The 13,715-nt window shown below is 38.4% G+C and carries 14 protein-coding genes; 5 read left to right on the top strand and 9 right to left on the bottom strand.

What is annotated here, in order from left to right:
- Positions 1-5: 5 nt before the first annotated feature.
- The 3 genes from ureC to ureA are packed head-to-tail and all read right to left on the bottom strand — an operon-like array spanning position 6 to position 2,422.
- The gene (gene ureC, locus VLZ86_RS03255; RefSeq protein ID WP_325448677.1) at positions 6-1,733 is read right to left on the bottom strand and encodes an urease subunit alpha; all 1,728 of its coding nucleotides are present in this window, start codon (positions 1,731-1,733) and stop codon (positions 6-8) included.
- The gene (locus VLZ86_RS03250) at positions 1,730-2,104 is read right to left on the bottom strand and encodes an urease subunit beta (RefSeq protein ID WP_325448675.1); all 375 of its coding nucleotides are present in this window, start codon (positions 2,102-2,104) and stop codon (positions 1,730-1,732) included. Before VLZ86_RS03250 ends, ureC begins: the two co-directional genes overlap by 4 nt.
- A gap of 15 nt (positions 2,105-2,119) precedes the next feature.
- A complete protein-coding gene (ureA, locus tag VLZ86_RS03245; RefSeq protein ID WP_129015824.1) occupies positions 2,120-2,422 on the bottom strand; it encodes an urease subunit gamma in 303 nt (100 codons plus the stop codon).
- A 405-nt stretch (positions 2,423-2,827) separates the two neighbouring features.
- On the opposite strand from ureA, the gene VLZ86_RS03240 reads away from it, so the two are divergent.
- Positions 2,828-3,916 (top strand): TlpA disulfide reductase family protein, encoded by a 1,089-nt coding sequence (locus tag VLZ86_RS03240; protein WP_325448672.1) that lies wholly within the window; start codon positions 2,828-2,830, stop codon positions 3,914-3,916.
- A 95-nt stretch (positions 3,917-4,011) separates the two neighbouring features.
- Here the strand turns inward: VLZ86_RS03240 and VLZ86_RS03235 are convergent, their stop codons facing one another.
- Positions 4,012-4,314, bottom strand: coding sequence for a monooxygenase (locus VLZ86_RS03235; RefSeq protein ID WP_325448670.1), 303 nt, complete (start codon positions 4,312-4,314; stop codon positions 4,012-4,014).
- A 245-nt stretch (positions 4,315-4,559) separates the two neighbouring features.
- Between VLZ86_RS03235 and VLZ86_RS03230 the strand changes: the two genes are divergently transcribed.
- Positions 4,560-4,895, top strand: a complete 336-nt coding sequence (locus VLZ86_RS03230; RefSeq protein ID WP_325448668.1) for a single-stranded DNA-binding protein — start codon at positions 4,560-4,562, stop codon at positions 4,893-4,895.
- A gap of 76 nt (positions 4,896-4,971) precedes the next feature.
- Here the strand turns inward: VLZ86_RS03230 and VLZ86_RS03225 are convergent, their stop codons facing one another.
- Positions 4,972-5,874: a histone deacetylase gene (locus VLZ86_RS03225; RefSeq protein WP_325448666.1), complete on the bottom strand. Its 903-nt coding sequence runs from the start codon at positions 5,872-5,874 to the stop codon at positions 4,972-4,974.
- A gap of 221 nt (positions 5,875-6,095) precedes the next feature.
- Between VLZ86_RS03225 and VLZ86_RS03220 the strand changes: the two genes are divergently transcribed.
- The 3 genes from VLZ86_RS03220 to VLZ86_RS03210 all read left to right on the top strand — a co-directional run bounded on the left by VLZ86_RS03220 (position 6,096) and on the right by VLZ86_RS03210 (position 8,137).
- Positions 6,096-6,443, top strand: a complete 348-nt coding sequence (locus tag VLZ86_RS03220) for a hypothetical protein (protein WP_325448665.1) — start codon at positions 6,096-6,098, stop codon at positions 6,441-6,443.
- Between the two features lie 82 nt (positions 6,444-6,525).
- Positions 6,526-7,029 carry a hypothetical protein gene (locus VLZ86_RS03215; RefSeq protein WP_325448662.1) on the top strand — a complete coding sequence of 168 codons (504 nt, stop codon included), beginning with the start codon at positions 6,526-6,528 and terminating at the stop codon, positions 7,027-7,029.
- Between the two features lie 151 nt (positions 7,030-7,180).
- A complete protein-coding gene (locus tag VLZ86_RS03210; RefSeq protein ID WP_325448660.1) occupies positions 7,181-8,137 on the top strand; it encodes a calcium/sodium antiporter in 957 nt (318 codons plus the stop codon).
- Between the two features lie 4 nt (positions 8,138-8,141).
- Here the strand turns inward: VLZ86_RS03210 and VLZ86_RS03205 are convergent, their stop codons facing one another.
- The 4 genes from VLZ86_RS03205 to metG all read right to left on the bottom strand — a co-directional run bounded on the left by VLZ86_RS03205 (position 8,142) and on the right by metG (position 13,505).
- Positions 8,142-10,265 carry a Tex family protein gene (locus VLZ86_RS03205; protein WP_325448658.1) on the bottom strand — a complete coding sequence of 708 codons (2,124 nt, stop codon included), beginning with the start codon at positions 10,263-10,265 and terminating at the stop codon, positions 8,142-8,144.
- A 96-nt stretch (positions 10,266-10,361) separates the two neighbouring features.
- A complete protein-coding gene (locus VLZ86_RS03200) occupies positions 10,362-10,817 on the bottom strand; it encodes a copper resistance protein NlpE (protein WP_325448656.1) in 456 nt (151 codons plus the stop codon).
- A gap of 65 nt (positions 10,818-10,882) precedes the next feature.
- Complete coding sequence (locus VLZ86_RS03195; protein ID WP_325448654.1) at positions 10,883-11,338, bottom strand: META domain-containing protein; 456 nt, start codon at positions 11,336-11,338, stop codon at positions 10,883-10,885.
- A gap of 91 nt (positions 11,339-11,429) precedes the next feature.
- Positions 11,430-13,505 (bottom strand): methionine--tRNA ligase, encoded by a 2,076-nt coding sequence (metG, locus tag VLZ86_RS03190; protein ID WP_325448652.1) that lies wholly within the window; start codon positions 13,503-13,505, stop codon positions 11,430-11,432.
- Between the last annotated feature and the right edge of the window lie 210 nt (positions 13,506-13,715).

Genomic DNA, 13,715 nt, shown 5'->3' with positions numbered 1-13,715 from the left:
CACTCTTAAAAAAGAAAGTAGAGTTGACCTAATGGAACAACATCTAGAGGCTCACAGGTAATGACTTTTCCGTCCACGGTTACTTGATAATTCTCAGGATTGATTTCAATGTTTGGCATAGCATTATTGTGAACCATATCCTTTTTGCCAATGCTTCTGCAGCCTTTTACAGCTATTAATTTCTTTTTAACACCGTATTTTTCCACAATATTATTATCAATTCCTGCTTGTGAAACAAAGGTTACCGAAGTTTTATGCACGGCAGTCCCTAAGGTTGCGAACATATTTCGCATTAAAACAGGTTGTGGCGTAGGGATAGCCGCGTTAGGATCGCCCATTTTACTGGCTGCGATCATGCCGCCTTTAATTACCATTTCTGGTTTAACACCAAAAAAAGCGGGTTTCCATAATACAAGGTCGGCCATTTTACCTGGTTCAACCGAGCCTACATGTTTAGAAATACCATGGGTTAGCGCTGGATTAATGGTGTACTTTGCCACATATCTTTTTGCTCTATAATTGTCGGCTTCAATTTTTTTATCTTCTTCCAGAAACCCACGCTGTACCTTGTTTTTATGGGCGGTTTGCCAGGTTCTAATAATAACTTCGGCAACCCTTCCCATAGCCTGAGAATCTGAACTCATCATACTGATCACTCCCAAGTCATGCAAAACATCCTCAGCGGCCATAGTTTCTTTTCTAATTCTTGAATCTGCGAATGCCACATCTTCAGGGATGGATTTTTTTAAATGGTGGGCTACCATAAGCATGTCCAAATGTTCATCAATAGTATTGACCGTGTAAGGCATGGTTGGGTTTGTGGAACTTGGCAACACATAGGAATGCGCTGCAATTTTCATAATGTCCGGGGCGTGGCCACCCCCCGCACCTTCAGTATGAAAAGTATGAATCGTTCTTCCATTAATGGCGTTTACCGTGTGTTCTAAAAACCCCGCTTCATTTAAGCTATCGGCGTGTAAGGCTACTTGAATATCGTATTTGTCAGCAACTGTAAGTGCGGCATCCAGTACGGCTGGGGTGGCACCCCAATCTTCATGAACTTTTAATCCAAGTGCTCCGGCCTCTATTTGTTCTATTAATGGTGCGGTTGTGCTACAGTTTCCTTTTCCAAAGAAACCAACGTTCATAGGGAAGTTCTCTGTAGCTTGGATCATTTTTTCTATATGCCATGCGCCAGAGGTCACTAAAGTTGCACTGGTGCCATCTGCAGGGCCAGATCCGCCACCAATCATTGTAGTCACTCCACTAAATAAAGCATGTTCAACTTGTTGTGGGCTGATAAAATGAACATGGGTGTCTATTGCGCCAGCAGTTAATATATGACCGGCTCCCGAATGCACTTCTGTAGAAGCACCAATAATCATGTTTTCTGAAATGCCGTCCATGGTGTCTGGGTTTCCAGCCTTACCCAGACCTACAATTTTGCCGTCCTTTATGCCTAAGTCACCTTTTACAATTCCCCAATGATCAAGCACAATGACGTTTAAGATTACAAAGTCAAGAACATTTTCATTTCTAGTTTTAGTTGACGACTGTGCCATCCCATCGCGAACATTTTTACCCCCACCAAACGTGCTTTCTTCCCCATAATGGTCACTGTTAAAATCGTTTTCAATTTGAATAAAAAGTTCAGTATCTCCCAAGCGTACTTTATCACCCACGGTAGGACCGTAACTATTGGCGTATTTTATTCTGTTTACTTTAAAACTCATGATTTGATGTTTTTAAAATTTTCTGCTTCCATTTTCTTCATGGCTTTTGCCAAGCTCTCTTTAGATGTCGTATCCCCTTGAGTTAGATTACTGGCGCCGTAAAACTTCCTGTTTCCACCAATATCTATTAATTGTACTTCAGTAGCTTCTCCTGGCTCTAGGCGTATTGCGGTTCCCGATAGGATATCCATGCGTTTTCCAAAGGCTTTTTCGCGATCGAACGAAATTTCCTTATTGACTTCAAAAAAATGAAAATGCGACCCAACCTGTACTGGTCGATCTCCCGTATTGATAACTTTAAGAGTGGTACTTTCCTGTTTTGCATTACAAACAATGTCCTCTTCTTTTAAAATATATTCTCCTGGTATCATGGTTTCTGAGTTTTGTTAACGGATAGGATTGGTTACGGTTACCAACTTGGTTCCATCGGGAAAAGTGGCTTCAATTTGAATGTCTTTGACCATTTCAGGAACACCTTCCATCACGTCTTCTCGGGTAAGAAAAGTGGCCCCTAATTGCATGAGTTCTGCTACTTTCTTACCATCACGGGCTAATTCATGAAGTCTTGCGCTTATTAAAGCTATGGATTCCGGATAGTTTAATTTTAAACCCCTCGCTTTTCTTTTTTCAGCAAGTTCACCCGCCAAAAAGAGCATGAGTTTTTCTGTTTCTCTTGAGGTTAATTTCATAATTCCCTGTTTTTATTTTTAATCTTTCCCGAGCTATGCGGACGGTTTTGGAGCTGGGTTTCTAGTTTATACTCATGAACCTAACAACTCTATTAAGCTCTGCAGTCCACAATGGCTAAATTCTCTTAAATATATAAAAAGTTCTTTAAAGTAAGCTTGTTTTTATTGGCTTATCTAAAACGGATGCCTTGACTCCAAAGAACTTATAGGTTTTTAGAAGCGCACGTAGAAGGGTCGGATAAAAGTTCTAAACAGCGATTTTGCATTTTTATTAGGTCATGTTTCATCTCTGTTTTGAAGTGTATAAGTAGGGGAGCCTCTTTGATTTCTTCAAAAGAATAAGCTCAGGTTTTTTTAATAGTAAATAAGGCTGTAAATTTCATTTTTGCTAAAAATTTGAGATTCATGAAATTATATGTGCTTGTATTATCCGTCGCTCTTAGTTTATTCTCCTGTGAAGGAAAGGAGAAAATAGCCTCTCCAGATGAGGTATTGGCCAAAACTTTGGAGAAATTGAATACTTGGGAGACCTTAAGTTTTACATCCACAACATCCAATACCTCCAAACCAACTACCCAAACCGTTTATAAATTAAAGAAGGTTGGTTATGAGCCACATTTAAAACTGTTTTTCTTCAAGGAAATGAACCAAGACATATCTATTTTTTATAAACTCGCTTCTTTGGCTGTGGTAGAAGATAAAAAGAATAAAATTACCATCTTTGATTATGCCAAAGACCGCTCTATTCCAAGATATTTGGAGGCATATATGGGAGATGATGATAATCTATTGGTGACGACGAAACTCATGAATCAATTTAAAGAGGACATGGTCTATGTTGAACAAACGGATTTTAATGATAGAACAGCCTATATATATAGCTTTGATAAATACAAAATTTGGTTAGACACCAAATTGGAGATTCCTTTAAAACTTGAAATAGCTAATGACGGTTCTGGTAAAAAAGAAATAGTCTATGACGCGCTTGTATTTAATGAGGTTATGGATGACGATACCTTTACACATAAGGAGAAGGAGGGCTATGTTTCTTCTGTTTTCGGAATTAAAAAAGAGCCGATGCTCAATATTAAAGCCCCTGCCTGGACCTTATTGGATTTGGATGGTAAAAAAGTGTCGTTGAAGGATTTTCAAGGGTCCCCAATCTTTTTGGAAGCTTGGACATCGTCGTGCAGCCATTGTATGGCATCCCTTCCAAAAGTCAAAGAAATAGAAAATGAATTTGGCACCAAGATTAAAGTCATCACGGTAAATTTTGATTATAATCTAGAGGAAACCAGACAGGCAGTTAAAACTGGAAAGATCAATTACATGGTCCTGCAAGGTGATGCCATTTTTGATCAGCATTATGATTTGCGTTCGTTTCCGTCCTATTTCGTTATCAATAGTGCGGGCACTATAGTATATTCTGATCGCGGCACTATAGAAGGCAAGAAAGCCAAATTGCTATTTGAGGCGCTGAAGCGGGTGGAATAGATGTTGCACCTTTCAATTTCATGATTCTGTGTTCTTGACTCGAAGGAACAACATCCCCGTAAAATAAGATAGATATAATTATAAAATCAAATCAATTAAAAAGGCGCTTTATTTAGGGTGGAAAGTTCATCATTTATTTCAAAAATATTTCCTCGGATATCTGAATAGTCAAATTCCTTTAATCTTGCTGAATGCATTTTGAAATAGTTCTCTGCATGTTGTCGAGAATCGAACATATAAACACCTCCGGCCATGTCGTCTTTCTTGCTTTCTGTCCAAAATTTCCAGATAAAACCAGGTTCCTTATTAATGCTTTCCGCAAGTTCTTTCATTTGAATTGCCATTTCTTTTCCCCAAATATTCTTATGCGGAAAATCGACATGCATAATTACTGCCATAATATTATATTTTAAGTTTCAAGTAAAGTTAGCGATAAGTACTTATTTTTCAACCAAACGGTCTATTCTAAAATAGTTTTTTTGAAGTGAATTTTATCTGTTTACAAACGACTACAATCATTTACAAACGAGTTTAATTAGTTAACAACCGAATAACATTAGGAAGCCATTGCATCTTTGTAATGTTGAATTGACCGAACGATATTCAATAGTATTAACTGTTTAACCTTTAAATTTTAGAAATCATGAACGCATTAAGAAACACAGTACAGTTGATTGGAAGATTAGGACAAGATCCTGAAATTGTAAACTTTCCTGACGGAAACAAAATGGCGAAATTCTCTATGGCTACAGATGACAGCTATAAAGACAAAGACGGCGCCAAAGTGGAGCGCACCTATTGGCACAACATTATAGTAAGGGGTGGTCTGGTAGAAATTGTAGAAAAATATGTGGCCAAAGGCAAAGAAATCGCCATTGAAGGTAAATTGACCAACCGCTCATGGGACGATAAAGATGGCAAGAAGCATTATATCACAGAAGTGTTCTGTAATGAACTCCTGCTATTGGGAGGGAAATAGGAGAAATTCAATTTCAATATTCAAATTCCAAATTCCAATGCAAACCATTGGGATTTGGAATTTTTTTATTGAAATTTCAGAAAAATATGCTTTGAGCCAATCGAAACGTGTTGGCATGCGAGTCAATAATAGTTTTGATCTCTGGCGAATAACCACCGCCCATACTGCACATAACGGGAATTTTATGATCCTTGCAGATTTGTAGGACATAACGGTCGCGTTCTTTACAACCTTCTATGGATAGGTCCAATCTTCCCAACTTGTCGGAAGCAATCACATCGACACCACATAAAAAATAGATGAAATCTGGGTTTTCAGTTTGGATCAACTTGGGTAAATTATCTTTTAAGATCGAAAGATAGGTGTCATCATCACAACCATCTTCTAGAGCAATATCCAAATCGCTGATTTCTTTTTTAAATGGATAATTGCTTTTTCCATGCATCGAAAACGTAAAAACCGATGGATCATTATGGAATATTTCAGCAGTGCCGTTCCCTTGGTGCACGTCTAAATCGACAATTAAAATTTTTTCCGCTAACTTTTTTTCCTGAAGATAGCGCGCGCCGATAGCCTGATCGTTCAGCATACAAAATCCTTCACCTCGATTGGAATAGGCGTGGTGGGTACCTCCAGCAATATTCATAGAAATACCGTTTTTTATAGCGAATTCGCTCGCTTTTGCGGTACCGCCTGCAATAATGATTTCACGTTTGATCAACTCTTCGCTTAGCGGAAATCCGATTTTACGTGCCGCCCTGGCATCTAAGGTGAGGTTTTTTAAATCGTTAAAGTAGTCTGAAGTATGAACATTCAGAATAAAGGAATCCTCCAACGAAGTAGGCTCAAAAAAATTATTGCGGGTACAGGTGCCTTCATATAACAGTTGGTCTCGGAGCAATTCATATTTAAGCATTGGAAACCGATGCCCTTCTGGTAATGGATGGTTGTAAATAGGATGGAACGCTATTTTAAGCATAAGTAATAACTTGTGGAATGGAATGAGATGATGGTGATCTCTTATCAAAGATCGAGGTGGCAAAATATAAAAATCTATCCTAAAAATTGGATAAAAAACAGATAACTATATTGGGCACCGTAGGTATTCTTTTTTATACTTGTTTTCTGCGGTGAAATTAATTGCAGAGGTTTTGATTTTTTTAACATCCCTATAACTTATCTTTGTAATGTAAAAACACGATGATGTTCGCTTTAAAAGGTATTATATTTTATCTTTTCGGATGGTTGATGTTGTTCGGATCTAATGATCTAGGAACATTGCCAAGTGCGTCATATACACCCGTAGACAACATTTCTGCCACGGACGACCATGATCATAGTCCGTTATTTTTGGATGCGGTTTTTGAAGTCAACCAGTCGTCAACCCATGAGACGCCACCAGTAAAAACCTTCACTCAGCCAAGTAAACCAGATAGCAGCCCAACTCCTCAATCGTCCTATTCGCTTTCTTATTACACCATTGGTCAACAAATTGTGGTCAACTTCACTATCAAGGACATTATTTTTCCTTTTCATTGTTTTACATAAACTGATTTTTCTTCTCGTTTAAAATCTAAGATGCCTAATCGCATCTCTTCAAGTTTATATTATCATTTAAAAACATAAAACAATGGATATCTCATTAAATGTGGTGATGTTAGTCGTCGTACTCATCGTCATCGTACCTTTCGCCTGGTTTATCATGGCTGAAAGAAGTGCTGTTTCTAAAAAGAAGAAAGCATTTCAAAAAATTGCCCAGGCACAAAATCTTAACCTATCGCAGGTAGAATATTGGAATAATCACTGCTTGGGTTATGATGCCCAAGAAAACACATTACTACATAACAACTTGAACACACCAGATTCTGAATTTGAAAAAGTAGAGTTGGATGATGTCAGAAAATGTGTCATCAATAAAATAAATAAAGATTATAAAAATGGTGATAAGCACTATTCTGAAATGATGCGTCTTGAATTAGAGTTCACTTTTGTGTCCAATAGACCGCCGGTGACCATAACGTTATATAATAATGACGATAATTTCTCTCAAAACCAAGAGGTGGCGCGCGCCGAAAAATGGTTGGCACTTATTAATAAACATAAGTACAACAAGAATAATGTCGTAGCGGCATAACTAATGCAAACGCAAAAAGAACCATCTCTTTTCGACCTTTTGACTTCTTCAAAATGGAAGAAATACAGGGATGGTTTTTTTATATAAAATAATTATAACACCCTATTTCGTGTCAGTTTTTCCGCTACTTTTGATGATAAATAAATAGGTTATGTTGCTCGATGGTTTTCTTATTATTGTGGGTTTTGTCCTTTTAATAAAAGGTGCAGACTGGATGGTCAATGGTTCTACGCTATTGGCAAAAAAGAATAGAATTCCAGATTTGGCCATTGGGTTGACCATTGTAGCCTTTGGAACTTCTGCTCCAGAATTGGTAGTAAATACCGTGGCTTCTTTTGAAAACCATTCAGATATTGTTCTGGGTAATATCATCGGGAGCAATAACTTTAATCTGTTCATGATTTTAGGTATTGTGGGTCTTATTTTTCCGATTGCTGTACAATCCTCAACCGTTTGGAAGGAAATTCCCATTTCATTTTTAGCGGCTGTAGTCTTTCTGGTGCTAGCCAATGGCTATTTGTTTTCTGATATGGGATTATCAAGAATTGACGGGATAATCTTTCTCATAATGTTTTTACTTTTCTTATTTTATATTTATAAACAAATGAAAAGTGATCCCTCTACTGAAGAGGTTGTAATCATTAAAGCCTCCAACTACAAAATTTGGGGATTGATTGTTTTGGGTTTGATCGGTTTGGTTATTGGTGGAAAATTAATTGTGGACAATGCGGTTTCTATCGCAAGCGATTTGGGGGTGAGCGAGAAGATTATAGGACTTACCATTATTGCGGCCGGCACTTCTTTGCCAGAATTGATGACTTCAGTAGTGGCAGCCATGAAAAAAAATAGTGATATTGCTATCGGAAATATTATTGGCTCCAATATTTTTAACATTTTCCTGATCCTTTCGGTGAGTTCCCTTGTGCGGCCAATTACATTCAGTACGGTGTTCAATACCGATATTTACCTCTTATTGGGCGGGACTTTGTTTTTGTTTGTGGCCATGTTTACCGGTAAGAAAAAAACTTTAGACCGCTGGGAAGCCGGAATCCTTTTGTTGGTGTTTATAGGTTATACCACGTATCTTGTAAGCAAGGAACTGCAATAAGTTGTTATTTTTGCAACTTTAGTTGGATACGCTTTCGCGGAATATCGACGTCCAAAACCTTAACGATCACTTGTTGATGTAAGGCCACATGGGCATTCACATCCGTAACGAAAGTATCCGATAAATTAGATACATGGATCAGGCCACTTTCTTTGATACCGATATCTACAAACGCACCAAAATTGGTCACGTTGTTAATAATTCCAGGTAATAATTGACCTTCTTCCAAATCGTTGATCGTTTTGATATTTTGGTTGAAAGTGAAAACTTTGGCTTGCTCCCGAATGTCCAATCCTGGTTTTTCCAATTCTTTAATAATGTCCTGAAGTGTAGGCAATCCAACAGTATCTGTACAATATTTTTTCAAATCGAGTTTTTGAAGTTCGGATGTATTACCGATTAAATCAGACACTTCCTTGCCCAAATCTTTTGCCATTTTTTCAACTATGGAATAGCTTTCAGGATGTACAGCAGAATCATCCAAGGGGTTTTTAGCCGATTTGACCCTTAAAAATCCAGCACCTTGTTCAAAAGCTTTAGCCCCTAAGCGCGGCACTTTTTGGATGTCTTTTCTTGATGAAAAAGCGCCATGCTCGTCGCGATAATTGACAATATTCTCCGCTAATTTTGGCCCGATTCCAGACACATAACTCAACAAACTTGCACTGGCGGTGTTGAGGTTAACGCCAACGGCATTCACGCAACTTTCCACTACGACGTCCAATTCTTTTTTAAGCTTTGTTTGATCCACATCATGCTGATATTGTCCAACACCAATAGACTTAGCGTCAATTTTCACCAACTCTGCCAAGGGATCCTGAAGTCGTCTGCCAATGGAAACCGATCCTCTAACGGTGACATCATAATTGGGAAATTCATCACGTGCGATTTTTGAAGCCGAGTAAATACTCGCACCAGCTTCACTGACTACAAAAACCTGAATGTCGTCTTTAAACCTTATTTTTCTGATAAACGCTTCTGTTTCTCTAGATGCGGTGCCATTACCAATAGCAATAGCTTCAATTTGGTAAGCTTCGGATAGCGAGCTTATTTTTTTCATCGCCCCAAGGGTATCGTTTTTTGGAGGATGCGGATAAATGGTTTCGTTGTAAAGCAATCCGCCTTGAGCATCGAGACACACCACTTTACATCCTGATCTAAATCCAGGATCGATGGCTAAAATTCGCTTTTCGCCTAAGGGGGAGCCCAAAAGCAATTGTTTTAAGTTTTTTGCAAATACCGAAATGGCGGCTTCATCAGCTTTAATTTTGGCATTTTGAAGGGCTTCGTTTGAAAGGGAAGGTAGGAGCAATCGTTTATAAGCATCCTGAATGGCCATTTTTATGTGTTCAGTACTTTCGTTATTTGCGCGGATGATTCGGTCTTCAATTTTCGTCAATGCTTTATCATCGTCAATGGTGATTTTAGATTTGATAAAGCCTTCGGTTTCGGCTCTCAAAATAGCTAATAATCGATGCGATGGTATGCGGCTCAATGACTCTTCCCAATCAAAATAATCACGGAATTTTTGTGCGTCTTCGTCTTCTATTTTGGACTTAACAACTTTTGTGGAGATCATCGCAAAACGCTCCAATTGGTGACGGATGTTAGTTCTAATATCGGTACGTTCATTGATCCATTCCGCAATTATATGCCGGGCGCCTTCCAGAGCGTCATCTGCGGAAGCGATATTACCTTTAATGTATTTAAATGCAATCGATCCCAAATCTGACGCATTTTGACTCATAATTATTTTGGCCAAAGGTTCCAAACCGTTTTGTCGCGCCGTTTCAGCCTTTGTTTTCCTGCTTTTCTTGAAGGGGAGATATAAATCTTCCAGCGCCGTCAAATCCTGGACGGATTCAATTTTTTGTTTTAATTCAGGAGTTAAGGCATCTTGCTCTTCAATCGCTTTTAAAACTGCCGTTTTACGTTTTTCGAGCGCTTCAAATTGCTCCTTATATTTTACAATATCACCAATCTGCACTTCATCAAGATTGCCTGTGCGTTCCTTTCGATATCGCGAAATAAACGGAATGGTGGCATCTTCATTTAATAATTCGACCGTATTTTTTACCGAGAGTTCTGGAAGTTTTGTTTGGGAAATGATATAAGAAATCAATGACATGTAAAGGCTTTAAAGAATGAGTTGTAAAGATAAGAAGATAAAAAAAACTGCTTGAAATTTCAAACAGTTCTTAATTTTATATTTTGTGATTTTGGATTAATCCATGACTTTTCTCAAAACGTAAAAGGATTCGAGTTCTCCAGTATTTTTGTTGCCATCACTGTCCAAAAGGGTCAGAGTGTTTTCGCCAACAAAGAAAGGATTTCTGTCATTTGATAAGATAATTTTTTGACCTTGGTCATCCCATTCAAAAGTACCTTTAGTTTCAATTGGTGTCGTTTCTTTTCCTAAATAGGTTTCTTGTATGGTATAGGTCTTGTCGCTGTTGATTGTGACTACGGTTTTGATGCCTTCACAATCTGCACAAGGCAATTCGCCTTCATATACGCCATCCCAATCTAAGGAGGTCATACTGTTGTCGCCAGTAGCTTCCATTTCTATTTCTTGTTGTGGTTCCTCAATAACTTGTGTTTCTTTTTTCTTTCCAGAATTACAACTTGTTATGAGGAAAACAAGGGTGATGCATAAGGTGTTGATGATAGTTTTTTTCATTTTAAGTGTTTTAGTTTTAATTAATCATAAGATTAGAAAGGATAATTGCGCTTTCGGCGAATTAATTAGTCCGTTTTCTCTGATTCTGGTTCGAAGGATGCCAAAACATAGCCGTTTTCGTCCCTAAGGGTCAATTCGCCATTATTGATAGTATAACTTACCGCTTTTTGCAAATTGGCCATGAACATGTTTTCAATACTGCTTCCTTCACAATATCTCATAGTTGCCATCATTTGGGAAAATTCTATATGCTGGTTGTCTTTTAAGGTAAATGTGCCTCCAAAGGAATTACACCCCCCATTGCCGCCTACGCCATTATCTTTGGCACTAAGCTTTATGAATGGTTGTTCTAATTCAGTTTTGGTGAGATTCAAGACGTCTTCATTGAGTTTGGTCAATACCCATTTTGTGCCAATAAAAGGTGTTTCTCCTTTACTGGAAGGCGCTTGCGGTGGCACTTGCGTTTTACAATTAAAAAGTAGGATGCAAGTCAAAAATGATAAACGAATAATATTTTTCATGGTGACCTTTTTATTAATTTGTTTATCAAAGTTAAGAAACTATTTTAAGCCATTTACAAAATAAAATAGCTGGTTACGTAAAACCGTTAATTTAGCTAATCTGCAAACCGTTAGGGACTTTGGCTTCAGTTGAGGTGTCCGGATTGACAAAGACCAGTTTTCCATCTTCAGATTCTGTCATTAAAATCATCCCTTGACTCTCAACGCCTCTTAAAATTCTTGGCGCTAAATTGACCAATACGGTGACGCGTTTACCAATGATTTCTTCCGGAGTAAAGCTCTCAGCAATTCCAGAAACGATCGTTCGTACGTCAATTCCAGTGTCAATTTTTAAAACCAATAATTTATTGGCCTTTGGCATTTTTTCAGCTTCCAAAATGGTGCCCACGCGAAGATCCAGCTTTGAGAAATCCTCAAAAGTGATGGTTTCTTTTTGTGGCTCTACTTTCTTGTTAGCGGCTTCATTGGCTAATTTGCTTGCAATGAGCTTATCCAATTGACTTTGGATGGCCTCGTCTTCAATTTTTGAAAATAAAAGTTCTGCCTTTCCAATCCGGTGTCCCGTAGGAAGTAGGACTTTCTTGGAGGCGATATCCGTCCATGAATTTTTGGCGTCACCAGAATGAATGTTCAAAATGGTTTTCAATTTATCAGACGTAAATGGTAAAAAAGGCTCGCTCAATGTGGCCAAAGCCGACGCTATTTGAAGTGACACAAACATGATGGTTTTGGTGCGCGCTTCGTCGGTTTTTACCAGTTTCCATGGTTCTTCATCTGCCAAGTATTTATTGCCCAATCTGGCTAAATTGAGGAGTTCTTGGCTCGCTTCCCTAAATCGGTAACGTTCTATGGAGCTTGCAATCACATCTGGATAAGCTTTTACTGCTGCCAATGTTTCTTCATCTACAGCGCTAAATTCTGATGGATCGGGAGCAATGCCGTCATAATATTTATCAGTCAACACCACCACACGATTGATGAAATTTCCGAAAATGGCCACCAATTCATTATTGTTTCTGGCCTGGAAATCTTTCCAAGTAAAATCGTTGTCTTTGGTTTCTGGGGCATTGGCAGTTAGTGCATAACGCAAAACATCTTGCTGGTTTGGAAAATCCTCCAAATATTCTGGCAACCAAACGGCCCAATTTTTTGAAGTGGATAATTTATTGCCTTCTAAATTCAAAAATTCATTGGCCGGAACATTGTCGGGTAAAATATAAGAACCTTCTGCTTTCAACATGGCCGGGAAAATGATACAGTGAAACACAATATTATCCTTTCCTATAAAATGCACCAGTTTGGTGTTTTCGTCCTTCCAATAAGGTTCCCAATCTTTTCCAACACGTTCGGCCCATTCCTTGGTAGAGGAAATGTAACCAATTGGCGCATCAAACCAGACATATAAGACTTTACCTTCAGCGCCTTCAACAGGCACAGGAATGCCCCAATCGAGATCTCTGGTGACTGCTCTTGGGCGCAAGCCATCATCAATCCATGATTTAACTTGACCGTAAACGTTAGGTTTCCAATCTTTCTTGTGACCTTCCAGAATCCATTCTCTTAAGAATGCTTCATGCTTGTCTAAAGGTAAAAACCAATGTTTGGTCTGTTTTAAAGTAGGTACGTTGCCACTGATAGCCGATTTCGGATTGATCAAATCTGTAGCATTTAAGCTGCTTCCGCATTTTTCGCATTGGTCGCCATACGCTTCCTCATAACCACATTTTGGACAAGTTCCCGTTACAAAGCGATCGGCCAAGAATTGATCGGCCTCTTCATCATAAAGTTGTTCGGTAGTTTCTTCAATAAATTCACCTTTATCGTACAGGGTTTTGAAAAATTCTTGAGCCGTTTCATGATGGATTTTAGCCGTGGTCCGTGAATAGTTATCAAAGCTGATCCCAAAATCTTCAAAGGAGGTTTTGATAATGGCGTGGTATTTATCCACAATATCCTGAGGTGTCACCCCTTCCTTTTTTGCTTTTATGGTAATGGGAACGCCGTGTTCATCGCTTCCGCAGATAAAGGCGACGTCTTTTCCAATTAATCTTAAATAGCGCGCATAAATATCGGCAGGTACATAAACTCCCGCCAAATGACCAATATGGATGGCGCCGTTGGTGTATGGCAATGCTGCTGTAATGGTATATCTTTTAGGTTGATTCATCAACTAGTAATTTAATGGTGATTTATTGCAAGGAACAAGACGAAACAGCAAACTTCAGTTTTGAACTGATTGATTGCTTTTTTTTACTCACAATGACGCACTGTTTTTAGAAGCCACAAAAGTACACATTTTGGCCTCGATTTAGAAAAAAAATGTATTTTTACATTATGTCGAAAATATCATTTACCCTCGTTTTAAGTTGCATAGTTA

This window comes from Gelidibacter sp. (assembly GCF_035515035.1).
In the GTDB taxonomy this organism is placed as follows: domain Bacteria; phylum Bacteroidota; class Bacteroidia; order Flavobacteriales; family Flavobacteriaceae; genus Gelidibacter.
The sequence above is the reverse complement of the archived record's forward strand: the minus strand, read 5'-3'. Positions and strand labels throughout refer to the sequence as shown.